25 protein-coding genes are annotated in these 25,662 nt (G+C 56.7%); 21 read left to right on the forward strand and 4 right to left on the reverse strand.

What is annotated here, in order from left to right:
* Positions 1 to 50: 50 nt before the first annotated feature.
* From CQ018_RS08940 to CQ018_RS08965, 6 genes are all read left to right on the forward strand, one after another.
* Entirely contained in the window at positions 51 to 308 is a 258-nt protein-coding gene (locus tag CQ018_RS08940) for a hypothetical protein (RefSeq protein WP_146111865.1), read from the forward strand.
* Positions 309 to 449: 141 nt separating this feature from the next.
* Positions 450 to 1,124 carry a TetR/AcrR family transcriptional regulator gene (locus CQ018_RS08945; protein WP_105549641.1) on the forward strand — a complete coding sequence of 225 codons (675 nt, stop codon included), beginning with the start codon at positions 450 to 452 and terminating at the stop codon, positions 1,122 to 1,124.
* A 10-nt stretch (positions 1,125 to 1,134) separates the two neighbouring features.
* A complete protein-coding gene (locus CQ018_RS08950; protein ID WP_105549642.1) occupies positions 1,135 to 2,094 on the forward strand; it encodes an ABC transporter ATP-binding protein in 960 nt (319 codons plus the stop codon).
* A gap of 32 nt (positions 2,095 to 2,126) precedes the next feature.
* Positions 2,127 to 3,731 (forward strand): ABC transporter permease, encoded by a 1,605-nt coding sequence (locus CQ018_RS08955; RefSeq protein ID WP_105549643.1) that lies wholly within the window; start codon positions 2,127 to 2,129, stop codon positions 3,729 to 3,731.
* Between the two features lie 131 nt (positions 3,732 to 3,862).
* Positions 3,863 to 4,240 (forward strand): VOC family protein, encoded by a 378-nt coding sequence (locus CQ018_RS08960; RefSeq protein ID WP_105549644.1) that lies wholly within the window; start codon positions 3,863 to 3,865, stop codon positions 4,238 to 4,240.
* Positions 4,241 to 4,419: 179 nt separating this feature from the next.
* On the forward strand, positions 4,420 to 4,626 hold the full coding sequence (locus CQ018_RS08965; RefSeq protein WP_105549645.1) for a helix-turn-helix domain-containing protein: 207 nt from the start codon (positions 4,420 to 4,422) through the stop codon (positions 4,624 to 4,626).
* Positions 4,627 to 4,882: 256 nt separating this feature from the next.
* Here CQ018_RS08965 and CQ018_RS08970 read toward each other — a convergent pair whose 3' ends face one another.
* Positions 4,883 to 5,626 carry a hypothetical protein gene (locus CQ018_RS08970; RefSeq protein WP_105549646.1) on the reverse strand — a complete coding sequence of 248 codons (744 nt, stop codon included), beginning with the start codon at positions 5,624 to 5,626 and terminating at the stop codon, positions 4,883 to 4,885.
* 153 nt (positions 5,627 to 5,779) lie between these two features.
* Between CQ018_RS08970 and CQ018_RS08975 the strand changes: the two genes are divergently transcribed.
* Both CQ018_RS08975 and CQ018_RS08980 read left to right on the forward strand, forming a co-directional pair.
* A complete protein-coding gene (locus tag CQ018_RS08975) occupies positions 5,780 to 7,744 on the forward strand; it encodes a sensor histidine kinase (RefSeq protein ID WP_105549647.1) in 1,965 nt (654 codons plus the stop codon).
* Complete coding sequence (locus tag CQ018_RS08980; RefSeq protein ID WP_105549648.1) at positions 7,732 to 8,397, forward strand: response regulator transcription factor; 666 nt, start codon at positions 7,732 to 7,734, stop codon at positions 8,395 to 8,397. The genes CQ018_RS08975 and CQ018_RS08980 overlap by 13 nt, the downstream gene beginning before the upstream one ends.
* Here CQ018_RS08980 and CQ018_RS08985 read toward each other — a convergent pair.
* Positions 8,379 to 8,831: a carboxymuconolactone decarboxylase family protein gene (locus tag CQ018_RS08985; protein WP_105549649.1), complete on the reverse strand. Its 453-nt coding sequence runs from the start codon at positions 8,829 to 8,831 to the stop codon at positions 8,379 to 8,381. The two genes, CQ018_RS08980 and CQ018_RS08985, sit on opposite strands and share 19 nt — an antisense overlap.
* Positions 8,832 to 9,385: 554 nt before the next feature.
* Between CQ018_RS08985 and thrS the strand changes: the two genes are divergently transcribed.
* The 11 genes from thrS (at position 9,386) to pdxS (ending at position 20,516) form a co-directional block, all read left to right on the forward strand.
* Positions 9,386 to 11,398, forward strand: a complete 2,013-nt coding sequence (thrS, locus tag CQ018_RS08990) for a threonine--tRNA ligase (RefSeq protein WP_105549650.1) — start codon at positions 9,386 to 9,388, stop codon at positions 11,396 to 11,398.
* Between the two features lie 38 nt (positions 11,399 to 11,436).
* Complete coding sequence (locus tag CQ018_RS08995) at positions 11,437 to 12,003, forward strand: HIT domain-containing protein (RefSeq protein WP_105549651.1); 567 nt, start codon at positions 11,437 to 11,439, stop codon at positions 12,001 to 12,003.
* Positions 12,004 to 12,245: 242 nt separating this feature from the next.
* On the forward strand, positions 12,246 to 12,845 hold the full coding sequence (locus tag CQ018_RS09000; RefSeq protein ID WP_105549652.1) for a hypothetical protein: 600 nt from the start codon (positions 12,246 to 12,248) through the stop codon (positions 12,843 to 12,845).
* Between the two features lie 111 nt (positions 12,846 to 12,956).
* Positions 12,957 to 13,397: a hypothetical protein gene (locus CQ018_RS20065; RefSeq protein WP_181149814.1), complete on the forward strand. Its 441-nt coding sequence runs from the start codon at positions 12,957 to 12,959 to the stop codon at positions 13,395 to 13,397.
* A gap of 332 nt (positions 13,398 to 13,729) precedes the next feature.
* Positions 13,730 to 14,956 (forward strand): biotin synthase BioB, encoded by a 1,227-nt coding sequence (gene bioB, locus CQ018_RS09010; protein WP_105549653.1) that lies wholly within the window; start codon positions 13,730 to 13,732, stop codon positions 14,954 to 14,956.
* Entirely contained in the window at positions 14,953 to 15,315 is a 363-nt protein-coding gene (locus CQ018_RS20695; RefSeq protein ID WP_308729085.1) for an aminotransferase class III-fold pyridoxal phosphate-dependent enzyme, read from the forward strand. The genes bioB and CQ018_RS20695 overlap by 4 nt, the downstream gene beginning before the upstream one ends.
* Positions 15,263 to 16,315: an aminotransferase class III-fold pyridoxal phosphate-dependent enzyme gene (locus tag CQ018_RS09015; RefSeq protein WP_308729087.1), complete on the forward strand. Its 1,053-nt coding sequence runs from the start codon at positions 15,263 to 15,265 to the stop codon at positions 16,313 to 16,315. Before CQ018_RS20695 ends, CQ018_RS09015 begins: the two co-directional genes overlap by 53 nt.
* Entirely contained in the window at positions 16,308 to 17,546 is a 1,239-nt protein-coding gene (locus CQ018_RS09020) for an aminotransferase class I/II-fold pyridoxal phosphate-dependent enzyme (RefSeq protein ID WP_105549654.1), read from the forward strand. The genes CQ018_RS09015 and CQ018_RS09020 overlap by 8 nt, the downstream gene beginning before the upstream one ends.
* The gene (locus CQ018_RS09025; RefSeq protein WP_181149815.1) at positions 17,543 to 18,739 is read left to right on the forward strand and encodes a cytochrome P450; all 1,197 of its coding nucleotides are present in this window, start codon (positions 17,543 to 17,545) and stop codon (positions 18,737 to 18,739) included. Before CQ018_RS09020 ends, CQ018_RS09025 begins: the two co-directional genes overlap by 4 nt.
* Positions 18,736 to 19,521, forward strand: a complete 786-nt coding sequence (bioD, locus tag CQ018_RS09030) for a dethiobiotin synthase (protein WP_105549655.1) — start codon at positions 18,736 to 18,738, stop codon at positions 19,519 to 19,521. Before CQ018_RS09025 ends, bioD begins: the two co-directional genes overlap by 4 nt.
* Positions 19,522 to 19,559: 38 nt before the next feature.
* Positions 19,560 to 20,516 carry a pyridoxal 5'-phosphate synthase lyase subunit PdxS gene (gene pdxS, locus CQ018_RS09035; RefSeq protein WP_374954184.1) on the forward strand — a complete coding sequence of 319 codons (957 nt, stop codon included), beginning with the start codon at positions 19,560 to 19,562 and terminating at the stop codon, positions 20,514 to 20,516.
* A gap of 171 nt (positions 20,517 to 20,687) precedes the next feature.
* Here pdxS and CQ018_RS09040 read toward each other — a convergent pair whose 3' ends face one another.
* Together CQ018_RS09040 and CQ018_RS09045 are read right to left on the reverse strand one after the other, a co-directional pair.
* Positions 20,688 to 21,443, reverse strand: a complete 756-nt coding sequence (locus tag CQ018_RS09040) for a GNAT family N-acetyltransferase (protein ID WP_105549657.1) — start codon at positions 21,441 to 21,443, stop codon at positions 20,688 to 20,690.
* A gap of 7 nt (positions 21,444 to 21,450) precedes the next feature.
* Positions 21,451 to 23,463, reverse strand: a complete 2,013-nt coding sequence (locus tag CQ018_RS09045) for a M3 family metallopeptidase (RefSeq protein ID WP_105549828.1) — start codon at positions 23,461 to 23,463, stop codon at positions 21,451 to 21,453.
* A 79-nt stretch (positions 23,464 to 23,542) separates the two neighbouring features.
* Here CQ018_RS09045 and CQ018_RS09050 point away from each other — a divergent pair, with 79 nt between their 5' ends.
* Positions 23,543 to 24,844 carry a CapA family protein gene (locus tag CQ018_RS09050; protein ID WP_105549658.1) on the forward strand — a complete coding sequence of 434 codons (1,302 nt, stop codon included), beginning with the start codon at positions 23,543 to 23,545 and terminating at the stop codon, positions 24,842 to 24,844.
* A 149-nt stretch (positions 24,845 to 24,993) separates the two neighbouring features.
* Complete coding sequence (pdxT, locus tag CQ018_RS09055) at positions 24,994 to 25,662, forward strand: pyridoxal 5'-phosphate synthase glutaminase subunit PdxT (protein WP_105549659.1); 669 nt, start codon at positions 24,994 to 24,996, stop codon at positions 25,660 to 25,662.

Genomic DNA, 25,662 nt, shown 5'->3' on the forward strand with positions numbered 1-25,662 from the left:
GCGATACTGAAAGTATCTAAGGGCCACTCTGGGAGCGGGGCGTTGCATCGATGATTCCTACAATGATCGTGCTCGGGATTCTCTTTGGCCGCTGGTGGATAGCTGCAATCATCGGCGGCGGGTTGTTCTGGGGCTTTGCGATTGGAGCCATGAGCGTCATCGCAAATGACGAAACCTTTAGTTGGGGGCTCATCTTGGGTGCTGTGCTTCTGGGTGCCGTGAACGCGGCTTTTGGGGCAGGGATACATCAGCTAGTTTTGTGGATCATCCGCAAAATCCGATCAGCCAGAAAAACCCCGACTCGTTAGCACCCGAGCAAGAAAACGCGGTGTTCCCATTGGAAATTTAGGAAGGTTTCTCCTCGCGTTGAGCCCCCTGCCGTGAGCCCACGAAAATTCGGGACTTTTGACCTATTGCCCATGGCTATACACGCGAGTAGCGTCCTATACATGAGTACAGCGCGGGAGGATCTTACCGGACGCGCCCGGCTACGGGACGCCGCCATTGAAAGCTTTGCCGCTCACGGATTCGCCGAATCCCTGCGTGCCATAGCAACACGTGCCGGAGTCAGCGCGGGATTGGTACGTCACCACTTTGGCTCCAAAGAAGCACTACGCGCCGAATGCGATGCAACGGTGCTCGAACGCTATAAGAACCTAAAAACCGAAAGTCTGGCAGCGGCACCACAACAACTCTTCGCCCAACTTCCTGCTTCCCGTGAGGGTGGCATCCTGATCGTCTACATTCTGCGCTCGGTGCGTGAAGGCGGCACGGCTGGTCGAGAATTCGTTGAAAACATGATCCGTGAGGCCACCGTATTCTCTCGCGAGGCGGTGGCTCGTGGTCTGGTGGTACCCAGCCGCGATGAGGAAGCCCGAACCCGGTTCCTCGTTCAACAGGCTCTAGGTCTGTTAGTGGTGAGCTTCGCGCTGGGACAGGAAGTACCACTTGATGACTTCGGGGCCGTCAGGGATCGTTTCTACGCCGAATCCATGCTTCCAACACTCGAGCTATATACCGAGGGTCTCTTCACCACCCACGAGTACCTCGATGAATATGTGGCCTATATGGCTACAACTAAAAACCCGCCCGCGGGCCTCGCGGGAGAAACCATGAAACGGTAAGGAGAACACCATGTCCACCAACACCCAGGCCATTTCGGTCACCGAGTTGCACAAGAACTTCGGAAACACCGCGGCCCTGGCTGGTTTGGATCTAGAGGTGGAAACCGGTCAGGTGGCAGGCTTTCTCGGTCCTAATGGATCGGGCAAGTCAACAACGATCCGTATCTTGCTCGGCTTGTTGCGCGCGGATTCGGGAACCGTCAAAATGCTTGGCGGCGATCCATGGGATGACGCGGTCGCCCTACACCGCCGCATCGCCTACGTTCCCGGAGAGGTAGCCCTGTGGCCTAATCTCACCGGAGGGCAAGCCATCGGCATTCTTTCAGCGCTGCGTGGGGGAGTGAACAGTGCAAAGCGTGATGAACTACTTGAACGCTTTGATCTTGACCCCACCAAGAAGGCCCGCAGCTATTCGAAGGGAAACCGTCAAAAGGTTGCCTTGGTTGCGGCGCTTGCCTCCGACGCGGAGCTGTTGCTGCTCGATGAACCAACCTCCGGCCTTGACCCACTGATGGAACAGGTTTTTACCTCCTGTATCCGTGAGGTCAAGGAGCAGGGCCGGTCCGTGCTGCTCTCCAGCCACATCTTCGCCGAGGTTGAGAAGCTCTGTGACACCGTCACCATTATTCGTGAAGGCGTTGCGGTGGAAGCCGGGCGTTTGGACGAACTACGTCATCTACATCGCACCACAGTTTCGGCAGTACTTGACGGGGACGCCTCGGCACTGGCCTCGGTTCCGGGGGTTAGTGACCTGGTATTTGAGGGATCTAAGGCAACCTTTACCGTGGGCTCCGAAGACCTTGCCCAGGTGCTACGGGCACTTGCAGAATACTCGCCGCGTTCCTTGGTTTCCGCACCACCATCGCTCGAAGATCTTTTCCTGCGTCACTACGGTGGTCTGCCGACCGAATCACCAATGTCCAAGAGTGGGCACCACACCCACCATATCCACCCGGCCGGTGCACGATGAGTGCCACAACAATTCAAGGCCACTTGTTACCGATGCAGCGGAGTTCGGCAGGAACCTTGGCCGGACTTGGAACCGCTGTACGGTTCATCATGCATCGCAATTGGTTGCGCCTAACCATATGGGCAGCGGTGTTGGCGGTGATGATTCCGGTGGTCTATGACTCCCAACAGCAAGCATTTCCCACTCAGGCCGCCCGAGACGCCTACTCACAGGTTGCCAACACACCAGCGGTAGCAGCAATGACCGGGCTGCCCTATGCGGCCGGCTCCTTGGGCGGAATCTTGGTCATCAAAATTTGGATGACCTTGGCAGTGGCTTTGGGCTTTGCCTCGATTTTCTTGGTCACACGCAATGGTCGCGCCGATGAGGAGGCCGGACGAACCGAGCTACTGCGTTCCGCGGCTCTGGGTCGGCATGCCTATTCGGTGGCCAACTATCTGGTGGCTGGAACGCTGAGCGTGGTCACCGGGCTACTGATTTCCCTGCTTTGCCTCTCGCTGGCCCTGCCTACCAGTGGCTCTTGGGTGATGGGCGCCTCGATTGCCGGTATCGGGATTGCCTTTGTGGGAATATCTGCCATCTGCAATCAGCTTGCCACCACCAGTAGGGGAGCAAACTCCTTGGGAGTTGCGATCATTGCGCTCTTCTACTTTCTCAGGGCTGGTGCAGATCTACAGGCAACTAGCACCACGCCTAGCGCGTTGAGCTGGTATTCACCCATTGGGTGGGCGCAGAATATGCGTTCCTTTGGGGAAAATAATTGGCTTCCCCTGCTGGCCCTCTTGGGTTTGGCGGTGCTTGGCTGCATGCTGGCCTTGCGCCTTGAAAGTCGCAGGGATCTTGGCGCAGGGATCTTGGCAGAGCGCAAGGGACCGGCAACATCATCAAGATTCATTTCTCATCCGCTGGGCTTGGTGCTGCGCTTGCAGCGATCATCATTGATTGGTTGGCTGGTTGGGGCCGTCATCGCCGGGCTGTTCTTTGGCGGTGTCGCGAAGGCCATGACTGCCGTGCTCGATCCCAGTAATCCATTTGCCAAGTCATTTGTGGGTAGCGGACACAGCATGCTCGATGGCGTGATGGGAATCTTTGTTCTCTTCAATGGACTGCTCGCCGGGGCCTTCGCCATCCAATGCCTAGCCGCTGCGCGCAGCGAGGAGGAAAGCGGACGGCTGGAAACCCAACTCGCTGGTTCCCTTTCACGCTTTAACTGGCTCGGGGCCCACGTGTTGGTTGCAGCGCTGGGGTCGGTAGTGATGCTGCTGCTCGGTGGATACCTCACCGGTGTCTCCTCACAAGGCGCTGCTACCGGAGGATCCATGATGGCTGCCAGCTTTGCCTATTGGCCGGCGGTCCTGCTGGTGCTTGGGGTATTGCTCTTCCTGCAAGGTTTTGCCCCACGCCTGAGCACGGGGCTGACATGGATTATTTACGGTTTGTCGCTGATGGCAGCAATGTTCGGTGGGCTTTTCTCATTGTCCGATGACGTCATTAAGCTCACACCCTTTGGGGCGGTTCCTCGGCTTCCGGCCGAAGACTTTGTCTTGCTGCCCATCATCGTGCTATCAATCATTGCGGTGCTTTTGGCGATATCTGGTTTCTGGCGGTTCCGTGCCCGGGATTTGATGCCCGAGTAGCACGAGAGCTACCTCAGCAGTTCTCCTCCGATGGGTGTTCACGGCTAGCAGGACGTGAACACCCATCGGAGGTAAATCGATAGTTTCGGAACTCTTTACACGGCTCTGGGCGCGGGTCTAGCGTGAACCCCATGGACTGGAAACTAGAACTAGTATTTGTCCCCGTGTCCGATGTGGATCGTGCCAAAGATTTCTATGTGAACAAGGCTGGCTTCAATGCCGACTTTGACGAACGGCCCAGCGATTCAATCCGTTTTGTTCAACTGACTCCGCCTGGGTCGGCCTGCTCGATCTGCATTGGGGAAGGGCTTACCGAAGCCGAACCGGGAACTGCTCCTAGCATGCAAATGGTTGTCAGCGACATCCAAGCGGCCCACGACCAGCTGAAGGCCAACGGTGTGGAAGTCAGTGACGTCGAGGTTTTGGACTGGGGGAGTTTCGTGTACTTTGCCGATCCTGATGGGAACAAGTGGGCGGTGCAATACATCCCTCAGCGGCCCAATGGCTGATTCACAAACACTGATTCTCTCTGAAACCCATCGGCTATATATTGCCGGTAGGGCTTTGCTCGAGCATGAGTCCCTCTAAAGCAAGGTGTGTTTCGGCAATATCTTGCCGATAGGCACCTTGGTGGGGCATGCTACAAGTTACAAGTCGGCAGGATACTGCCGTATAGAGGGATAAGTGGATGAAAAACGGTGCAACGCTGGCCACCAGCATTCGAACTAGGCGTAAGAAAATTGGGCTGACTCAAATGCAGCTAGCCGAACTGGCCCAAGTATCTGAACGTACGGTTCGATCAATGGAAACGCAGAGAGGGAACCCGTCACTGGTTTCTGTACTTGCGGTACTCAGCGTGCTGGGTCTTAAACTCTCGCTTTCTTGGGTCGACTAAAAGATGCTCAGTGAGATCGGCTGCCTCAGAAGAATTACTAAATTTTTTCTGAGGCAGCTCGGAACGCGTCGTTCAATGAGTGAAACGTGGAGTGTTGGACGGCGACGCGCCCGCAGAGAAAGCGTTTGTCATGAGGTCTCCCCTTGAAAACGAACCCCTTGGCACTAGCGCCAAGGGGTTCTCGAAAAACCAAAGAGGGGGGACTCCTCGCATGCCTAACCTAAATAGGAGGCATGTGGGGAGCCCACATCAATAACTATTGGTGAAGAGCTTTTTGGTGGTGAAATGGCCCCAAATCCCATTCGTCATTGCTCATCTTGAGAAGTGCGATGCTTACGAAGACGCTCGCAACTGTGGTTAGACCCCACCCCATGGTGACATCGAGTAACCGGCTAGGCACAACCACGGCGGCAATGAAATGGAACGGTTGGGAAACCATCAGGGCACCTGCAACCCACCAGTTCAGGATTTTAGCCCGGCCCAACGCGATACCCGTGAGGATCATGCCCACGATATGTCCGATGAGCCAAATGATCCCACCCACTGCGGCAAATGTACTGTTCTGCAGAGCATCACCAATATCCGTAATGCTCTGATGATCAAACCCGCTGGCACCAAGTTGAGAGACCAAATAGTCCATGTTCACGGTGGTTGCACCCATGCTCCACCCAACAAAGCCAAGCCCACCACCGAGCATTGCCAACAACGGTGAGCCTCGCCTAGCTACATAGGAGATGGCGAGGACACTGAGTAATAGCATCGGAGCAAAGACGATTCCGGACCACACCATAAGGTCCAAGGTTCCCTGATTCGCAAGCGATTGGGAAACGATTGCATCCGGAGAATCTGTGGTCCAATACGGCATGATGGCCCGAATCATGAGGATGCCAAACGGGCCAAGAGTGATTACCGCAGCGGCGGTAACCCGCCAGAAGGTACGCATATCCCGTCCCGCCACCAGTGGCGGAGTTTCGCTGCGCACATCATTCATGCGTGTCATGACTTTTCCTTCCTGTCTCCGGCGGTATCGGATGATCCCGCCAACAACATCAGGATGTGCCTCGAGAAGAGAAGAAGAATCGTGGTGAATACCCAAGAATAATCAGTGCTGGCACGTAGAGCATGGGCATCGATCCGGGTTTAAGCTGTTGACATGGGTTGGGCCCGTGTCGTATCAAATGCAGTGTTTCTGCCAGTGATGGTGTTGCTGGCAATAGCCATCTGGGCATTGAACACGGGAGTGGACGGCTTCGCGCGTGGCTGGTTTTTAGTATGCATCATCATGTCCTTACCTTCCCTGATTCTTGGATACCTGATCACCAGAAGACTCCCGCAGCAAGGAGTTGGAGCACTGCTAAGTGCCGCCGGGCTACTGATATTTGCCGTTGGTTGCAGCGACACATATCTTGCCGCGGCACGCGAATCTACGCAGCTCCCAATTAGCAGTCTATTGATCGCATTCATGCAGGGAGCGTGGATGCTGCTCTATTTGCCATGGGCACTGATGCTTTTAGTTTTCCCTGAAGGCCGTTTTGCGGATAAAACTGCGCGGAGGTTGGGGCAAGGGCTTTGTTTGGTGGTGGTACTTTTTGCGGTTCTGGTTGCTTTGAGTCCGATGCCCTATACGGATTCATTTCAGGAACAGCACCGTGTCTTAGAACCTGTGCCGGGGACAGAACTTGTGGCAGTGTTACTCCTACCGGTGTTCCTAGCAATGTTGGTTTTCAGTGTGGTGCATCTGGTGCGGCGATTCAGACACGTCGATCCCATAATCAGGAACCAGATTCGTTGGTTAGTGCTTGCTGGCTTGAGTGTGCCAGCCACTTTGCTCCTGTGCTGGGCCGGATACCTTGTTTTCGGCAACGAATCAATTGTGGTAATTGGCCTTGTTGCCATGTATCTATTCATTCCCGCAACTATTTCGGTAGCGATACTTCGCGAGGATCTTTATGATGCTGGCCGTGTGTTGGTTGTAGCTTTGGGTGTATTCGTGAACCTTGCCCTTGTCATACTGCTTGCGGTGGTAGTTCTGCGTTTGCCCGGGAGTACAACGGAATCGAGCTTTACCGTACTGGTTGCCTGTACCGCCTTCGGATCCTTGATACTTTCAGCGCTGAGGCCACGACTCCAACGATTGATTGGCCGCATCGTCTATGCCGAACACGAACAGCTCATCGATTCACTGAGAATTTTTGAAAACAAGGTCTACTCCAACGACGCTCAACCCACAGATCTGGAAAATACTCTTCGTACCGCTACCAGCGATCCCACATTAAAAATCGGATACGCCGCTTCCGTTGGCAGTGGGTTTCGAGATCCACGCGGGAACTCCGTGGCGGCGGGCGACGGAGTTAAGGTCTTCTTGGCCCAGAGAGCTATAGGCATAGTGGTGCCAGGTCTCGGACGCGGACGGGTATTTAATAAAGAAAGCCTGGAAGCGATGGCGTTGCTGGTTGAAATGGGCAGGCAGCACATGGAACTTTCCATTGCACTTGCCGAAATTGAAGCGAGCCGCGCACGCCTAGTGCTTGCCTCTCACCATGAACGCAAACGCCTGGAACGGGACTTGCACGACGGTGCTCAACAGCGCCTGGTCGCATTGGGAATGAAGCTTAGACTCATGCAACGCCAGCTGCCAGCAACCGGAGGTGAGATTGCGAAACAACTTGATAGTGCTGTTGCAGAAATCGGGACGGCGGTTGCCGAATTGAGGCAGATCGCCCACGGGATTCGTCCCAGCGCACTGGACGAAGGGCTTGAAGCAGCACTGCGGCAACTTAGCGGCAGATCACCGACGCCGGTGTCGGTACAGATCGAAGGATCTTTTGCCCGTCTTCCGGAACTTGTGGGGGCCACTGCCTACTTCGTTGCCTCGGAAGCAGTACACAACGCAATTAAGCATTCTGGCGCCGAACACATCATTGTTCAGCTGGCAAGACGAGACGAAGCAGTTCAATTACAAGTGAGCGACGATGGCTGTGGCGGAGCCAAACACACCCCGGGTGGGGGACTCTCCGGCCTGAGCGACAGAGTCGATGCACTGGGAGGCTCACTGAAGGTGCGAAGTAGCAAAAGTGCTGGCACCCTGATCGAGGCGGTGCTCCCATGCGCTTGGTGATTGCCGAAGATTCTGCGCTGTTCCGTGAAGGGCTCGCAAATTTATTGACGGATGCCGGGCACCAAATCGTAGCCGCCGTCGGTGATGCCCAAGAAGCAGTGAGAGAAACCAGAAAGCTCGTTCCCGATGTGCTGATTTGTGATGTTCGAATGCCACCTGAGATGACCGATGATGGGGCACGGGCAGCACTTGAGTTACGCCGGGAGTTTCCTCGGTTGGGGATTGTGCTGCTATCCCAACGCATTGAAACGACTCACACCGCACGCTTGGTACCCGGTGGTTATTTTGCTTATCAGCTCAAAGATCGGGTACTTGATGTCAACGAATTTTTGGGCACGCTGAACCACATCCGTGAAGGTGGCACAGCGCTAGACCCAGAACTGGTGCTTGAACTGATCGGGGCCGCGCGTACCCAGCGAGCCTTGGAACTGCTCACTCCCCGTGAACATGAAGTACTTGCGTTTATGGCGGAGGGACGCACCAATCTGGGGATTGCCCAACGTTTGTGGCTCACCGAACGCACAGTTGAAACACACGTCGGAAACATCCTATCTAAGCTCGATTTACCAGTAACACCGGCGGATCATCGCAGGGTTCTGGCGGTCATCACCTATTTACAAACACAGGGGACCGATCAAGGCTTAACCGGATAACGCGAGGTGATCGCGATGCGATTAAACATGTTGATTGCAGCACTGAGCCAGGCAACAGCAGAGATCTGTTCGTCGGAGAGCACCGCCCGAGCCATGGTGTAGACCCCGTGCGGGACGTGGTCAACGGAAACCATAGTGATCGATTCGCACAGGGCCAACGCGGCGCGCTCCACAGCGGTGAAGTATTCGGAGTCTGCCCAGGCCGTCACCAAGGCGAGGCGGTCGGTCGTTTCACCGAGTTTCAGGGCATCGCGTGTATGCATGCGCAGGCAGTATGTGCAGCCGTTGAGCTGCGAGGCGCGCACCTTGAGCAGCTCGCAGAGCTTGGGGTCGATTCCTGCCCGCTCGGCGGCCTCGCTGGCGGCCTTGTTCATGGCCAACAGCGCAGCGTATGCAGCAGGATCGGACTTGCTGAGATTCACACGGGGTTCCATGACTAGATGCTAGTACCGGTTGCTGTTAATCAACAGAGTAGGAGCATGAAACTCGAATGAGGTTCCAAGCGCATCCCCACGACTAGTGGCGCATAAAAACGTTCTTTCATCAAGAAGCCGTGTTTCTTATCCAAGGTCTTAGGTACGCAACTATGGATAAGGAGATGCCTTCTTGCTGTGTGAGGAAGATTTCCTGACGTGAGGCAGAAGAAGTGCCGAAAAAATCGGTAGGTAGCTCGTCCAGTAAAACTTGGTTTTGACCCTGCTCCTCATCCCATGAAATTCGAAGTGGTGGGTGCTGTTACCCGTGTTGCTACTTAGATTATTGATGAAAAAGACCTCAAATACTCATGAAATCACTTTGCACAAAGATCTTCGAACGTGAGGAAAAACCGAAAATGCTATCCCACCTGCCTGATTGGCGGTACATGGAACCGATGACATGAGCATGCGAATTGCTTGGTAGCGCAGGGTGTCGGTTAAGCTGGATGTTGGCTGGTTGTGGCCACCGTACGCCACAAACCCTGAAGCCGTAGACGAAACGAGGAGCCGTAGTGCTTGAGCAAATTACACTGACCGTCGATGGGGAAGCACGCGAGGTGAATGCCGGCACTACCGGTGCCGAGCTGTACTTCGATGAACGCGAGGTCGTGGTGATGCACGTTGATGGCGTGCTGCGCGATCTGTCCCACCCACTTGAAGCGGGAACCGCCGTCGAACGTGTCACCATCGACTCGCCCGCAGGCCTCGAGGTGCTCCGTCACTCCACCGCACACGTCATGGCCCAGGCCGTGCAGCAGTTGCGCCCCGATGCCAAGCTTGGCATCGGCCCGTACATCACCGATGGTTTCTATTTCGACTTCGATGTTGCCGAGCCATTCACTCCCGAGGATCTGAAGACCCTCGAGAAGATGATGCTCAAGATCGTCAACCAGAACCAGAAGTTCGCCCGCCGCGTCGTGACCGAAGACGAAGCCAAGATTGCCATGGCCAACGAGCCGTACAAACTTGAGCTGCTGAACAAGGCAAGCACCGCAGATTCTGCCGGTGAAGGCGTAAACGTAGAAGTTGGCGCCGGCGAAATCACCATCTACGACAACGTTGATCGTAAGAGCGGTGAAGTTATCTGGTGCGATCTGTGCCGTGGTCCGCACCTGGCCAACACCAAGCTGATCTCCAATGCTTTTGCTCTGACCCGTACCTCTGCCGCTTACTGGTTGGGTAGCGAAAAGAACAAGCAGCTGCAGCGCATCTACGGTACCGCTTGGCCTACCAAGGAAGCGCTGAAGGCTTACCAGGAGCGTATTGCCGAGGCCGAGCGCCGCGATCACCGCAAGCTCGGCGTCGAGTTGGACCTGTTTTCCTTCCCTGACGAGCTGGGTTCCGGTCTGCCGATCTTCCACCCCAAGGGTGGTGTGATCAAGCGTGAGATGGAAGACTACGTTCGCGATCGCCATATCGAAGAAGGTTTCCAGTACGTTGGAACCCCGCACATCTCCAAGGATGGGCTTTTCCACACCTCCGGTCACCTGCCGTACTATGCCGATACCATGTTCCCGCCGCTTCATATCGATGAGGAACGCGACGAAGACGGCAATATCACCAAGCCGGGCCAGGAATACCGCCTGAAGGCCATGAACTGCCCGATGCACAACCTGATCTTCCGTGGTCGTGGACGTTCCTACCGCGAGCTGCCGCTGCGCCTGTTCGAATTCGGTCACGTGTACCGCTACGAGAAATCCGGCGTTGTTCACGGCCTGACCCGCGTGCGTGGTTTTGCCCAGGACGATTCGCACTCCTACGTCACCAAGGAACAGGCTCCGGGCGAGGTCAAGCACCTGCTGGACTTTATGCTTTCGCTGTTGAAGGACTTTGGACTCAACGACTTCTACCTAGAACTCTCCACCCGCGATGACAGTGATAAGTTCATTGGCTCGGCGGAGCAGTGGGAAGAAGCCACCGCGGTGTTGGAGAAGGTTGCCACCGAATCCGGTGTCGATTTGGTTGCAGACCCGGGCGGTGCCGCATACTACGGTCCGAAGATCTCCGTTCAGGCCAAGGATGCGATCGGCCGTACCTGGCAGATGGGCACCGTGCAGTACGACTTCAACCAGCCTGCACGCTTCGGACTTGAATACCAGGCTGCGGATGGAACCCGCCAGGAACCGGTGATGATTCACGCGGCGAAGTTCGGCTCGATCGAACGCTTCCTGGGCGTGCTCACCGAGCACTATGCAGGTGCCTTCCCGGCATGGCTTTCCCCCGTCCAGGTCCGTGCTATCCCGGTTGCCGAAGCCTTCAACGATTACCTCGGTGAGGTTGTCGCCAAGCTCAAGGCTCAGGGTGTTCGTGTGGAACTCGAGGACTCCTCGGATCGCTTCCCGAAGAAGATTCGTACCGCCTCGAAGGACAAGATTCCATTTGTGCTTATTGCCGGTGGCGAGGACGCTGATGCAAATGCTGTTTCCTTCCGTTTCCGTGATGGTAGCCAGGACAACCAGGTCCCGGTCGACGAGGCCGTGGAACGCATCCTCACCGCCATCAAGACCCGCGATAACAGCAACTAACCACGCGCTGTATAGCTAAGCCACCGAACAAGGAGTCCATGGGCATGCAGTATCCGCAAGATGATTCGATTACCGACGAATTTGAACTCGCCGGTGTTCCGGATTCGTTCCAGCGCCTGTGGACTCCTTACCGGATGGCCTATATCAAGGGTGGCCAAGACCAGGTCAAGGGCGAGGAAAGTTGCCCATTTTGTGTGGGGCCTACCCGTACCGATGAAGAGTCTTTGATCCTGCATCGGGGTAAGACCGCCTACGTGATTTTGAATCTTTTTCCTTACAACCCGGGCCATATTTTGGTGTGTCCGTATCGTCATGTGCCGGATTACACCGACATTACCGAGGAAGAAACTGCTGAGATGGGAGCCTTGGCACAGAAGTCAATGCGCGTTTTGCGTCATGTCTCGCGTGCCACGGGTTTCAACCTTGGCATGAACCAAGGTGTCACCGGGGGAGCAGGTATTGCCGCGCACTTGCATCAGCATGTGGTGCCGCGGTGGGCCGGCGACGGGAACTTTTTCCCGATCATCGCCCAGACCAAGGCAATCCCGGCAACCTTGAGCGAGATTAGAAATGATCTTGCTGCCGGCTGGTTGGAGATCGACTAGGCGACTAGATCGCTACTAATTTAATAATGTTTCATCGGTTGTGGTCATCGAGCGTTAGGCTTGGTGGCCATGACCGTTTTTCGGATCATGCTTGGAATGGACGTTATCGGGAGATCGGCGCAGTACGTCAGATATCTTCTAGAAGTTTGACCTCAGCTCCAAGCAACAAGGCTCTAACCTTGTATTTATAAAAACAAGTCACATACCTTGTGTAATGGAAAACAACTACATAGGCTTGTGTCATGATCGTGATGACGATAGACCAACGAAAATCCCGCACCAATCCGGACAAGGTTGAATCCTTATTGCAATGGCTTAGTCGGAGCTATCGTGTGATGCGTGGATTTGAGCGAACCGCGGGGGATGAGGTTCAGGGTGTGTTGGGCGACGGAGTAACTGCCGCGCGGATTGCTCTTGCCGTCGCCGCAACAGGGGATTGGAGTGTGGGTATTGGCATAGGCGCGGTTGAATCTCCCTTGCCCGAGCAGACCCGCGCGGGACGTGGGCTTGCCTTTGAAAATGCTCGTGATGCCGTAGACCGAGCGAAAAAATCTGGTGGGGCCATTGCCGTATCTGGCCCCGGTAATGAGGCCGGGAGGATTGAGGCCGAGTTGCAGCTGATTTCGATTCTTGAATCACGGCGATCCGAATCGTCGGCGGAAGCTGGCAGGCTCGTGGTAGAAGGAATGACTCAGTATGAGATTGCCGTGAAGCTCGGAATATCGCAGCAGGCAGTATCGCAGCGGTTGGCTTCGGGGCTGTGGCACGAAACTGAGAAATTAGCCACGTATGCGGCCCAAGCCCTTGAGGAATATTCGCGAATCGTGGAGGGTAACAAATAAATGTTTGTGTACTCAATAGCGATGCTATTGCTCATACCAGTAATGGCGACGCCTAGGTATTTTCTCAAAACGGGATCCACAACATGGTTTGGAGTTCCGGTCGCTGGCACCATGCTTGCAGCCCTCTTGGCGCTAGCTGCAATTTTTACAGTAATCTCACCGGCCGAAATTGAGCCGAGTTTCCTGCACCAAGGTTTCGTGGTGGTGCTCAGTGTCTTGGTTGCGGCGCTTGGCGGTGGTCCGGTGACAGAAGTGGTTTTCGCACTCGCAGCTCGCCGCCCCTCCCGTGGTGCGAATCGTTCCGTCGGCACGGCGGAAGAAAGTCTGCTCCGCGGTGGCATGTGGATTGGCATCTTGGAGCGTATTGCCATTGCTTCCACGCTGTGGGCGTCCTGGCCCGAAGGGTTGGCTGTGGTCTTGGCGGTCAAGGGGTTGGGCCGCTTTGCGGAATTGAAACAGCACGCGGCGGCCGAGCAGTTCATTTTAGGAACGTTTAGCAGTGTCTTGTGGGCCTGTGCCGCCTATGGAATCGGCAGATTACTTCTGAGCTAAGATTTTGCGACTGCCGCACGCGCCTTGAAGAGGCGCGTGCGGCAGTCGGCTAAAGCGTGGGGCGTGTAAGGGGTTCATATGATCCGCGCACGCTCCTTTGTGCGTTTAGGGGTGCTTCTTTGCCGGTTAACTGGGGGCTATGGTTCTTCAGTGGCGTGATAGTCGTTGAATATCACCGAGCTGAACACTGTTCAAGTTGTGGGTGATCTGGGTGTATGGTGAGTTCAAAGAAAACTTGAACACCGTTCAATACTGATGCTTTGTGAGATTGGCGGCAAACGCGCACCTCCACGAGCTCTCTTCAAATCACCGACATCTAGGAAGGCGTAGCCATGTCATTGGGGCTTACCGAAGAACACGAAGCACGCATAGAAAGCGCAGAATCCAGTGTGGAAAACCCACGAGCACTCGTTGCACTCATTGCTGCGGGTCATCGGCTCACCGAATCCGAAGCACTGCAGGTGCTGGCTACCACCGATGCCCGGACCCTTGAACTCGTTGCAGCCGCCGGCGAACTACGGCGCAAGCATTTTGGAAACACTGTCAAGGTCAACTACTTGGTCAACCTCAAATCTGGACTGTGCCCAGAGGACTGCACCTACTGCTCACAACGCTTGGGCTCCGAGGCCGAGATCCTCAAATACACCTGGCTCAAGCCCGCCGAAGCTGTGCGCCAAGCTGGACTCGGAATCACCGGCGGAGCATCACGCGTCTGCATGGTTGCCTCCGGCAAGGGGCCCAGCGACAGAGACGTTGACCGCGTGGCCACCATGGTCAGCCAGCTCAAGGAAGAGCACCCACAGATTGAGGTATGCGCTTGCCTCGGAATCCTCAAAGAGGGGCAAGCCTCTCGGCTTAAGTCCGCCGGGGCCGATGCCTACAACCACAACCTCAACACCGCAAAATCCCTCTACCCGGAAATCTGCTCGACCCACAGCTTCGCGGATCGCGTTAACACCGTGGGGCACGCCAAAGAGGCCGGACTCTCACCCTGCTCGGGGCTGATAGTGGGCATGGGGGAAAATAACGAGCAATTGGTTGAAGCAGTCTTTGCACTACGTGACCTAGAGGTTGATTCAATCCCGGTAAACTTCCTCATGCCATTTGATGGCACTCCGTTGGCGGGAACTTGGAAGCTCACGCCCATGGCCTGCCTGCGCATCTTGGTGCTGGTCCGTCTGGCCGCCCCAGCCACCGAGCTCCGCATGGCCGGGGGACGGGAAATGCACCTGCGATCGCTGCAGTCCACAGCACTGGCTGTGGCCAACTCCCTGTTCTTGGGCGACTACCTGACCTCCGAAGGCCAAGACGCCCGCCGTGACCTAGAAATGATTGCCGACGCAGGATACGTGGTGCTCGGCCAGGAAGGCGTTGATCCGGCCGAACTTGCCGCACGACTACACCCCACGCCCACCCAAGCTCCGGGGCCAGCAGCTTCCGGCTGTGCTAGCGCCTGTGCCAGCGGATGCAGCAGTTCAGCCTCCGGCTGTGGTCCAATTGCCAGCGAACCGGTGCTGCGCCGCCGGGGTGCCGGAACCGACGAAAGTCCCAACTCATGAGCACCGGCACCCCTGATTTACTCCAACGCGATGCCGGATTACTCTGGCATCCCTACGCGAGCCTGCAGGAGGGGGCACGCTACGCGGTAACGAGTGCCCAAGGAACCAAGCTTTTGCTTAAAGATTCTCAGGGCACCACGCATGAGGTCATCGATGGCATGGCCTCGTGGTGGTCGGCGGTTCACGGCTACCGACACCCGCAACTCGATGCCGCGGCACACGCGCAAATCGAAAACTTCAGTCATGTGATGTTTGGTGGGCTCACGCACCGCCCCCGCCATAGAGCTGGCCGAAAGACTGGTGGCCATGGCTCCGGGAGACCTGAGCCATGTATTTCTTGCCGACTCGGGATCCATTAGCGTCGAGGTGGCTCTGAAGCTCACCTTGCAGTATCAAGGAGCTCGTGGGCAGGGTCAGCGGCAAAAGTTCCTGGCATTACGCGGTGGCTACCACGGGGACACCTTCGCCACCATGGCGGTGTGCGATCCCGAGGACGGCATGCACGCGACGTTTAAACCATGGGGCACCGAACAGGTATTCCTACCCAAACCGCCTCCCGCACGTTACACCGAGGCCGGTTTCTGGGATTATGACCATGAGCAGTTAGCGCAATGGGAAAGCGCGGCCCGCAGGATTAGCGCGCAGCACGCACAAGAGCTTGCCGGAATTATTTGCGAACCCATTCTGCAAGGCGCCGGAGGGATGCACATGTATCCACCGCGGGTTCTGCGTATCCTGCGCGAACTTGCCACAGAGCACGGCATGTTGTTAATTGCCGATGAGATAGCCACCGGATTTGGTCGCACCGGAAAGCTTTTTGCCGTTGAATGGGCACAGATTACCCCGGACATCATGTGTGTGGGCAAGGCTCTGACCGGGGGTTATATCTCATTGGCCGCTATGCTCTGCAGCCCGCTGGTGGTCCGTGGCCTGAGCTCTGGGAGCGAAACCGGTGCCGCGGTGCTGTTACATGGGCCCACTTTCATGGGTAACCCGCTGGCCTGCGCGGTGGCCATCGCCTCACTTGAGCTACTTAGTGGCGGAAACGATCCACGCGATGACGCGGCATCCTGGAACATCAAGGTTGCTGCGCTGCAGCGGCGGTTACGCACCGCCTTGGCGCCCGCGGCCGCCATGCCTCAGGTGCGTGAAATACGCGTGCTGGGCGGGGTAGGAGTCATCCAATTACACGAGAAAGTATTGGTGGATGAGGTGACGCGTGTAGCGGTGCAGCATGGTGCCTGGGTGCGTCCCTTTAGGAATCTGGTCTATGTAATGCCGCCCTACGAATGCACCGAAGCAGATATAGCTACGCTGGGTACTGCATTAGTGGAGGCGGTGAGGCAGATCCATGGCTAACCCAAAAACCGCAAAGCGGCTACCGGACGTGAGATCTTCGGAGGTCGCAACACATACCGCCCCAAAGCCAGGTGCCTGGGAACGGTGGTTTAGCTCCCGTGCCGCGGTACGGGTATCCCGTAACCTAGAACGCAACGACACCTCACGCACCGCGCTCTTTGACCTTGCTTCCAACGACTACTTGGGGCTGAGCCGGCACCCACTGGTGCAGGACGCCGCGGCGACGGCCGCCGGTATCTATGGAGCCGGGGCAGCAGCCTCCCGCGTGGCTACCGGGACCATGCCGGTACACCGAGATCTTGAAGAAGCCCTCTGTTCCTACACCGACAGGGATCAAGCACTGGTATTTTCCAGCGGATACACAGCAAACCTTGGCATTCTAGGCGCCCTGGGCGGGCCCGGCAGCCTGATGATTCTTGACGCGCATGCTCATGCAAGTTTGATCGATGGGGCCAGGATTTCCGGTGCCCAAGTGAAAATCAGCGCGCACAATTCCGTGCCGGATCTTAAACGTCTCCTGGACGAAAATTTGACGTCGGATGACTTCAAGCCGCGCGTGGTGGTGGTGATCGAATCGATTTATTCGGTGCTAGGAGACTCTGCTCCGCTACGAGAATTTGCCCAGACATGTGCCGACTATGGGGCCCAGTTGGTCATCGATGAGGCCCATTCGTTCGGTGCGACCCACCGTGGTTCGGCAACGCGCGCCGCCGGATTGGCAAAAGACTCCTCGGTGATTATCACCGCAACGCTGTCTAAATCCCTTGGCTCCCAGGGTGGCGCGGTACTGTTTGGCGGTGCGCGCGCCTCGCTATTACGAAATCACCTAGCCAATACCGCCCGCACCTTCCTCTTTGATACGGCTCTGGCACCGCCGGCCGCCGCCGCTGCACACGCGGCACTAGACCTGGCGAGCCCGGAACGGATCGCTAGACTCCATGAAAATGCGCGACTCATGTGCGCCGGCTTAGCCGAATACGAGTCATTGCTAAACCGGATTGAGCCCGGTGCCGGAGCTGTCCAGTCCCTACGCATGCACAGTCCCGAAAAGGCGTTGCGGGTCAGCGCACAACTACGAGCTCGGGGCATTGCCGTGGCATGTTTCAGGCCCCCGAGCGTGCCCGATGGAATATCGCGGTTACGCATGAGCGCACATGCCCAACATTCGCCAGAGGAAGTGGTAGCTGCTATGCGCACCATCGCCCAAACTATTGTGGAAGTAGAATCATGAACTGCCCCTTTGCCACGGCACCTGCCGTGGCTAGCGCCCCGCTTGCCGGCCCGCTCACCGCCGCCTACCCGAGGGCCATTAACCAGCGTTATCGCAGCATTGAAGACACCGCGCTGGTGCGGCAGATCTTGGCCAAGGCCACCGACTTCACTCCGGCCAATGCGCTGAGCACCGCAGTTACCCTGAGCCCCGCCGCCTTACGGATCTTGGCAGCCGCACGTTTTGCCTTACCCCCGGTCTTGGCCAGTGCCACCGGGGCTGCCCATATGCGGGTGCGGCGCGTTGTTGCAGGATTTTTTAGTCCGGGCAAGGTCCGTGGACAGCAAGAAGTGATCTTGCGTCGGGTGGCTGAACTTTGTGAACCGCTCCGTGGTGCCTACCTGGCCGGCGAAAACGTGGATCTGGCCGAGACGATCGCGGCAATCATTCCTGCCGAAATCATGCACAACCTTACCGGGATCCCGGTCCCACCCACTGATCTACTCAAACGCTGGAGTCAAGACTCGCTTGAACTTTTTTGGGGTTGGCCCGATGAGCCCAGACAATTGGTGCTGGCGGCAAGCGCCGCCGAATTCTTTAGCTGGCTGGTTAAAGCAGTCAACAAATCGGTGCAACGCAACGACGGTAACCTCTATGCAGCGCTGCATGAAGCGGGAATCGAAAAACCCAAGATCATCTCGTTGGGATATTTCTTGGCCATTGCGGGACAAGAAACCACCACCATGCTGATTCAAAGCGCGCTTTTTAGTGCTCTGCGTGATGGACACTGGGAACCTTGCGCAGACCCGGAAACCGACGAGCGCACCGCAGGTAAGGTGGTGAAGCAAGTGCTGGCCACCGCGTCCTCGGTACCCACGTGGCGCCGTATTACCGCCACGGATGTGGTGGTGAATGGCGAGCCTTTCGGTTCAGGAGAAGAGCTGGTGCTCCGGCTCTCGGGTGGAATTCAGGGGTCTGCTTTTGATGATTCCCTGGCCTTCGGATTTGGGATTCACCGTTGTTTGGGTGCTGGGTTGGCCCGCATGGAAACCGAGCTGGTACTCAAGGCCACCGCGAGGGCACTGCCGGGCATCGAACTGGTAGACCGAGATCCACGCTGGAACCACCTACTGTCCTTCCAAGCGCCCCATGAGGTGCGCACCCGCGCCACGGGCCACGAAGGAAAATCGGTCTACGTTGGTGAACCCCGATGATCTGGGTCATTACCGGTACAGACACCGACGTCGGAAAAAGTGTTGTAGCAGCGGTGCTTGCCGCCGGACTCTTGAAACATAATCAGCGTGTTGCCATCTACAAACCCACGCAGACCGGAGTAACTGGTAAAGAACATGGGGATGTGCAGCAGATTGCTAGTTGGTTGGGCGACCCACAGCCTCTTGGTGTTTTTGAGGGAATCCGCTTGAAACATCCGATGGCGCCAATCGATGCGGCGCAAGAAGAAGGTGGAGCCATCTTGGCAGCGCAACTACCAACTCTTGACACACACTTACGTCATATCGAGTCCTTAGCGCGGGACTATGATGCGGTGATTATCGAGGGTGCAGGTGGGTTGCTGGTGGAGTTAACCGAGGTCGGTGAAACCATTGCCGATTTGGCTCTCGCCTGCCAAGCCAGGGTTCTGCTGGTCACTAGGCCGGATTTGGGAACGCTAAATCATACGGCCCTCACCTTGGAAGCGGTAACGACTCGTGGGTTTCCTGCCGGTGCATTAGTCATGGGCAGCTTTCCTGCGCGCCCGAGCGCGGTGCAGTTGCGTAATCGTAGGAACTTGGAATTGTTGGCGCGCAGGTTTCACTGGGATTGGGGCGGGTACTTGACCTCCGGGCTGGGCACAGATGCTACCTCGGGGGAGCGCAATGAGGCACTGTGGGAATCAGGTGAGGGGCTGGTCGCGCGCCTAATTGCTAAAACCATGCGATCTCAGCTGGAAACCCACCAGGAACTAGGTGCGCAATCTACTAGATTTGGTTTGTGACGACATACCTGAGGGTTTTGTTACGTAACAGTCCTACGATGATTTCCGTACTGCATCAGCTTATTGAAAGGAAACCCAAGGTGTCTGAAAACGAAGGCGTCTCGACCCCCGCAACTACCGTAGGTAGCGATCGTGTTAAGCGAGGCATGGCCGACATGCTCAAGGGCGGCGTCATCATGGATGTTGTCACCGCCGAACAGGCCCGCATCGCAGAAGATGCGGGTGCCGTAGCGGTTATGGCACTGGAACGCGTCCCTGCCGATATCCGCGCCCAGGGTGGCGTGTCGCGTGCCAGCGACCCGGACATGATTGACAGCATCATCGCCGCCGTTTCCATCCCGGTGATGGCCAAGGCCCGAATAGGTCACTTTGTTGAGGCACAGATCCTGCAGTCCCTCGGTGTTGATTACATCGACGAATCCGAGGTCCTTTCCCCGGCCGACTACGAGCACCACATTGACAAATGGCCGTTCAAGGTTCCCTTCGTCTGCGGTGCCACCAACCTCGGCGAGGCGCTGCGTCGCATCAACGAGGGTGCGGCAATGATCCGCTCCAAGGGCGAGGCAGGCACCGGCGACGTTTCCAACGCCACAGGTCACATGCGCAAGATCCGCGCCGAAATCGCCAAGCTCGCGGCACTTCCCAAGGACGAGCTGTACGTAGCCGCCAAGGAACTGCAGGCACCGTACGAACTTGTTAAGGAAATTGCAGCCACCGGCAAGCTCCCGGTCGTGCTCTTCACCGCCGGTGGTATTGCTACCCCTGCCGATGCAGCAATGATGATGCAGCTGGGCGCCGACGGCGTCTTCGTTGGCTCGGGTATCTTCAAGTCCGGCAACCCGGCACAGCGAGCCGCAGCCGTCGTGAAGGCCACCACCTTCTACAACGACCCTGACGAGCTGGCCAAGATCTCCCGCGGTCTGGGCGAAGCAATGGTCGGCATCAACGTTGCAGACATCCCGGCACCGCACCGCCTGTCCGAGCGCGGCTGGTAAGCAGTAACTAGGTCCTAAAAACACGTGAGGTTCCGTCACCAACTAGGTGACGGAACCTCACGTGTTTTACGGTTCAACCGCAGCCACTTCTCATCATGAGGTAGCCGCGGGCCTTGGTGTTGAAGAATCGGGTCTCGTTGGCGCCCATCTACTAAGTACCTTCAAAAAGATCTAGCGCAAGATCATGTGTCTGCCGCGGCCCAATAGACGCATCCCGTTTGCCTCAAAGAATTCTGCAGAGGTAGGTGAAGCCGCGGCAATCAGCTCAACATGTGATTGCTCGTCGAGCCCCAACGGATTGACCATGCCACGGGCAAGCCCATGCAATAGTGCAGAGCCGACACCCTGACGGCGGTGGGCGGCACCCACAGCAAGACCATGGATCGCCAATTGGCCACCAAATGCCTGCTGCGCAAAGGCACGTCCGACCAAATCGCCGTCAAGCGTTCTGGCGGTTGCTTGTTCAATGCGTCGTAACGCCGAATGCCCGGCGCTCAGCCCCGCGCGGGAAGGATCACGCCACAAGTTTGCCACGTGAAGTTCCTTGGCATCGGCGCCGCCGGCCTCGGGAATATCGGAGCCCAAGCGAACCCTGCCATCCCACGATTCAACGGGGCTGAGCAATTCTCCAGCATGCCAGCTGATCTGCGCGGCATCCGTGAAACCTACATCAGTAAGGGCATCGGCGGGAGCACCGGAATTGACCCATGCCTCAACCCTACGGGCACCCAAACGTGCACCCTCGGCCAAGCCAGGGCGAATGCCTGCATCCTTGGCATGGAGTGGGAACAAGAGGATCAAGCGTCCGCGTGCCGGTTGCCAGGCCCAGGAACATTCGTGAGTTGTAAAGATCTTGCCGCCCGTGGCCATGGCCATGGCTTGATGCCAGTGAGTCAGTGTTTCCTGGGCAAAACTAATGGTTGTCATTGAGGAGTTAGTCCTTGGCCAATCCGCGACGGGCAAGTAGTGGTTCGATGCGTGCTGCGCGACCACGGAACGCAACATACGATTCCAAGGGATCGCGGGTGTTCCCGCGCGAGAGTAGCTCCGAGCGGAAACGATCTCCATTTTCACGTCGTAGTCCGCCGTTTTCGGTGAACCACTCGACGGTGTCAGCGTCGAGTACCTCGGACCAAATGTAGGAGTAGTACCCGGCCGAGTAGCCGCCATCAAAGATATGTTTGAAGTAGCCACTGCGGTAGCGCGAAGGTACAAGATCCGGGATGAGCCCGGCATCGGTGAGTACCTGCTCCTCAAACGCCAGGGGATCTTCAACAAGGTGTCCGGCGGGTAGCGAATGCCAGGCCAGATCGAGCATCGCAGCGGTGAGGTATTCGGTGGTGGCGAATCCTTCACCCCACAGCGCAGCATCCTCAAGCTTTTGTGCGGTGCCATCGGGCAATGCAGCACCGGTCTCAAAGTGCTTTGCGTAGCCGGGCAGAATATCTGAGTGCAACGCCCACATTTCATTGACCTGTGAAGGATATTCGACAAAGTCACGGGGAACCGAGGTACCGGCAAGTGATGAGTAAACACCGGCGGAGAAAAGTCCGTGCAAGGCATGGCCAAATTCGTGGAATAGCGTGTTGACTTCATCAAGGCTGGCAAGCGCGGGTTCACCGGCGGCAGGTTTGGGAATGTTCAGGGTATTGGTAACCACCGGACGTTCACCAAAGAGCCCCACCGATTCACGGATAGAGTTCATCCAGGCACCACCGGCCTTGGTGGGTCGGGCAAAGAAATCTCCCAGGAACAGCCCCAACTGGCTGCCATCCTCATTAAAAACATCCCAGATACGAACATCCGGGTGGTAGAGCGGCAGATCCGTGCGTTCGGTGAATCTCAAGCCATACAAGCGGTGTGCCGCAGCGAAGACGCCGTCGGTCAATACCGTGTCGAGTTCAAAATATGCGCGAAGCACACCGTGATCCAGCGTGTAGCGTTCCTTGGCCACGGCCGCGGAGTAGTAAGCCCAATCCCATGGCTCGATTGATGAACCGGAGATCTTGGCCAATTCGGCTGCCTCTGCGCGCGCGTTCTGTACCGCAGCGGGAATCATCTGAGCAAGTCGTTCGCGCACTGCGCTCAGTGAGGGAGCTGTTGCACCTTCAAGTACCACGTCAGCATGTGTAGCATGGCCCAAAAGCTTGGCGCGTTCGGCGCGCAAAGCAGCCATCTGGGCTGCCAAATCTAGGGTGCGGTTTTCGCCTTCCTGACCGCGGGTTACCGATGCGGTGAAAAGACGACGGCGAGAATCACTTATTTCTAGTGTCGCCAGCAGCGGCTGAGATGTTGGAAGCACCAATGTCAAAAGGTAACCCGAGGCATGACCGGCCTCGCGTGCTGCAATGGCAGCAGAGGCAAGCTCGCCGGCACTCAGGCCAGCCAGCTCCTCGGCATTGTCAAAGAAAACTGCCGCCTCATTCATGGCACCGAGCAGTTTGCGTGAATACTCGCTGGAAAGATCGGTGATCTTACCGTTGAGCTCGCGCAGCGTAGATTTAGCTGCTTCGTCGAGTTCGGCACCGGCCGCACGGAAGGTGCGAAGTGTCTCGGAGACCAGCCGAGCATCTTCACCCGTTAGTTCGGCGGCATCAAATGACACAAGTCGCTCAAAAAGTTCCTGGTCCAGGTAAATGGCGTCAAGGTGTGCGTTATACAGGGACTGAAGCCGTGGATCTATTTCACGTAGGTCATCGGTTCCATGAGCCGAGAACACGGTTCCGTAGGCCATTGCGGCACGGCGGAGCAGCTGGCCGCTACGTTCAAATGACACAAAGGTGTTTTCAAACGTTGGTGCATCCTGGCTGGTAACAATCTCGCGCAGTTCTTGGGCATGCTGCGAAATCCCCAGATCGACAGCCTCAAGATAGTGGGCTGCGGTTATGGCAGGGAAATCAGGAAATTCAAACGGCAAGGAGCTTGGCTGAAGCAACGGATTCTGCATGTCACCAAGCTTGTCATATGCTCGGGCGCCGAGGTGTATCCCGCGCCGCCACACGCCGGGCAAGGTTAGGCTTTCTAACATGCTTGAACCTTCTGCCCTTGGTGTCCTTGCCCGAAAGTCCCTTGCGATCCTGCCACTTGCCGCGCTATCGGTGATCCTTGCAAGCTGCACCACGGCACCGAATCAGCCACCAGCTGAAGCAACAATCGTTTCAACCCCAGCTGCCGATTCATCGGTTCACCCCGCCAGCCAGAGCCCTACCGGTGCACCACAACCTTCCTCAACACCGCCAGCACCAACCACAAGTAACTCCACAGGTAACTCTTCGGAGACCGAACGCCCCAAGGGTGAAAACGAAAGCTGCCCGGGGGAGGAGTGTATCGAGGTCGCCGTTGCCGGAGATATTTTGCTGCACCCGGCCTTGTGGGAGCAGGCCGAACGGGACGGCAAAGGTTCCTTCGATTTCACACCCCAGCTCGCGGGCATAGCACCATATCTGGCACAGGCGGACCTCTCACTGTGCAATTTAGAAACACCATTAGCACCCAAGGATGGCCCCTACCAGGGCTACCCCATGTTCACGGTTCCGCAAGAAATTATTCCCGCACTCAAAGCCGTTGGTTACGACGGTTGCACCACGGCAAGTAACCACACCATGGATGCCGGTGTGAAGGGCGTGCTGCGAACACTTGAAGCGCTCAAGGAAGCGGACTTGCTCGCCACGGGGTCCTATGCCAGCGCCGCGGAAGCAGCAAAGCCCTTGATCACCCAGGTGGGAAGCGCCAAAGTTGCGGTGATTGCCGGAACCTACGGATTGAATGGCATGCGTGAGGATGTACCGTGGCGCGTCGATGACAAAATTGATGCGGCAACACTGATCAAACGCGCGAAGACGGCACGGGCTGCCGGGGCAGAAATTGTCATAGTCGCAATCCACGATGGTGCCGAATACACCAACAGGCCAACCACCGGGCAGAAGAAGCTCTACCGAGATTTAGCTGCCAGCGGTGAATTCGATTTCATCTATTCCCACCACACCCACTCGGTGCTACCCATCGAGAAATACAAGGGCACCTGGATTGTTTACGGTCTTGGCAATTCCGTCGCCAAGCACGCAACCAAAACCGTACTCAACCGTGAAGGCGTCACGGTAAACATGCAATTTGTGCGTACCAAGGAAGGGTGGGAACCCGGAGAACTGCGCTGGGCTCCACACACCATGACCAATGCGCCACTACGCTGGTGCGCCTTGCCCGCAACCGAGGGGTATTGCCTTAACAAACAGGCGGATACCGCGTCCCTGAAACGCACCACCGACACCGTCAATGCTTTTGGAGCGGACAATGACGGGGCGAAGATCTGGACTCTGCCCCAGCCATGAGGATCTGAGAAGGATCGGTAGCGAATTCCTTGTGCGACGCGCCGCGTCATTTTCTCAGTGACCGGCACCTCACGGGTTTAAGCTTGCACGGCGGCTGAAGCGAAGCCAGAAAATTATTCTCTCAACACGTACGAGAAAGCGACACCACTGTGTCACGAATAGGAGTACTAGCCCTGCAGGGCGATGTGCGCGAGCATTTGCAAGCACTCGATGATTTGGGCATGGTTCCCATACCCATCAAAAAGCCGCAGGAACTCGAAAACCTTGATGGCTTGATCATTCCCGGTGGCGAATCAACTGTCATCGATAAACTTTCGCGCATGTACGGGATTGCCGAACCGCTTAAGGACAAAATCGCAGACGGTTTTCCCGTCTATGGGTCCTGCGCCGGAATGATCATGCTTGCTGACACTATTGCCGATCCCACCTGCGATCTTAAGGGCAACCCGCAGCAGAGTTTTGGCGGGATTGAGATGGTGGTGCGCCGTAATGCCTTCGGTCGTCAGATAGATTCCTTCGAAGTTGACTTGGTGGTGCGTGGGCTCGAAAAGATCCCCAGCCAGGCTCGGGGCCTTGAAGTTGCACCGCTGTGCGGTGTATTTATTCGGGCACCATGGGTCGAAAGCGTTGGCGAATCGGTAGAAATCCTTGCTTCAATTCCGGCTAGCAACACGCCGGTGAGTACAGAAGCCCAACAGGTAGCTAGAATTGTTGCAGTACGTTCGGGAAATCTGCTGGCGACCTCATTCCACCCAGAGGTGAGCGGTGAGCGCCGCATTCACGAATTATTCATCCACATCATTAGAGGAGATGCGTAA

The organism is Arthrobacter sp. MYb227 (genome assembly GCF_002975435.1).
GTDB lineage: Bacteria > Actinomycetota > Actinomycetes > Actinomycetales > Micrococcaceae > Paeniglutamicibacter.

What these genes read in the sequence shown, in the direction of transcription:
- CQ018_RS08940 (WP_146111865.1), top strand. Translation starts at nt 51, where the DNA reads ATGATTCCTACAATGATCGTGCTCGGGATTCTCTTTGGCCGCTGGTGG.
- CQ018_RS08945 (WP_105549641.1), top strand. Translation starts at nt 450, where the DNA reads ATGAGTACAGCGCGGGAGGATCTTACCGGACGCGCCCGGCTACGGGAC.
- CQ018_RS08950 (WP_105549642.1), top strand. Translation starts at nt 1,135, where the DNA reads ATGTCCACCAACACCCAGGCCATTTCGGTCACCGAGTTGCACAAGAAC.
- CQ018_RS08955 (WP_105549643.1), top strand. Translation starts at nt 2,127, where the DNA reads ATGCAGCGGAGTTCGGCAGGAACCTTGGCCGGACTTGGAACCGCTGTA.
- CQ018_RS08960 (WP_105549644.1), top strand. Translation starts at nt 3,863, where the DNA reads ATGGACTGGAAACTAGAACTAGTATTTGTCCCCGTGTCCGATGTGGAT.
- CQ018_RS08965 (WP_105549645.1), top strand. Translation starts at nt 4,420, where the DNA reads ATGAAAAACGGTGCAACGCTGGCCACCAGCATTCGAACTAGGCGTAAG.
- CQ018_RS08970 (WP_105549646.1), bottom strand. Translation starts at nt 5,626, where the DNA reads ATGACACGCATGAATGATGTGCGCAGCGAAACTCCGCCACTGGTGGCG.
- CQ018_RS08975 (WP_105549647.1), top strand. Translation starts at nt 5,780, where the DNA reads ATGGGTTGGGCCCGTGTCGTATCAAATGCAGTGTTTCTGCCAGTGATG.
- CQ018_RS08980 (WP_105549648.1), top strand. Translation starts at nt 7,732, where the DNA reads ATGCGCTTGGTGATTGCCGAAGATTCTGCGCTGTTCCGTGAAGGGCTC.
- CQ018_RS08985 (WP_105549649.1), bottom strand. Translation starts at nt 8,831, where the DNA reads ATGGAACCCCGTGTGAATCTCAGCAAGTCCGATCCTGCTGCATACGCT.
- CQ018_RS08995 (WP_105549651.1), top strand. Translation starts at nt 11,437, where the DNA reads ATGGGCATGCAGTATCCGCAAGATGATTCGATTACCGACGAATTTGAA.
- CQ018_RS09000 (WP_105549652.1), top strand. Translation starts at nt 12,246, where the DNA reads ATGATCGTGATGACGATAGACCAACGAAAATCCCGCACCAATCCGGAC.
- CQ018_RS20065 (WP_181149814.1), top strand. Translation starts at nt 12,957, where the DNA reads ATGCTTGCAGCCCTCTTGGCGCTAGCTGCAATTTTTACAGTAATCTCA.
- bioB (WP_105549653.1), top strand. Translation starts at nt 13,730, where the DNA reads ATGTCATTGGGGCTTACCGAAGAACACGAAGCACGCATAGAAAGCGCA.
- CQ018_RS20695 (WP_308729085.1), top strand. Translation starts at nt 14,953, where the DNA reads ATGAGCACCGGCACCCCTGATTTACTCCAACGCGATGCCGGATTACTC.
- CQ018_RS09015 (WP_308729087.1), top strand. Translation starts at nt 15,263, where the DNA reads ATGGCTCCGGGAGACCTGAGCCATGTATTTCTTGCCGACTCGGGATCC.
- CQ018_RS09020 (WP_105549654.1), top strand. Translation starts at nt 16,308, where the DNA reads ATGGCTAACCCAAAAACCGCAAAGCGGCTACCGGACGTGAGATCTTCG.
- CQ018_RS09025 (WP_181149815.1), top strand. Translation starts at nt 17,543, where the DNA reads ATGAACTGCCCCTTTGCCACGGCACCTGCCGTGGCTAGCGCCCCGCTT.
- bioD (WP_105549655.1), top strand. Translation starts at nt 18,736, where the DNA reads ATGATCTGGGTCATTACCGGTACAGACACCGACGTCGGAAAAAGTGTT.
- pdxS (WP_374954184.1), top strand. Translation starts at nt 19,560, where the DNA reads ATGATTTCCGTACTGCATCAGCTTATTGAAAGGAAACCCAAGGTGTCT.
- CQ018_RS09040 (WP_105549657.1), bottom strand. Translation starts at nt 21,443, where the DNA reads ATGACAACCATTAGTTTTGCCCAGGAAACACTGACTCACTGGCATCAA.
- CQ018_RS09045 (WP_105549828.1), bottom strand. Translation starts at nt 23,463, where the DNA reads ATGCAGAATCCGTTGCTTCAGCCAAGCTCCTTGCCGTTTGAATTTCCT.
- CQ018_RS09050 (WP_105549658.1), top strand. Translation starts at nt 23,543, where the DNA reads ATGCTTGAACCTTCTGCCCTTGGTGTCCTTGCCCGAAAGTCCCTTGCG.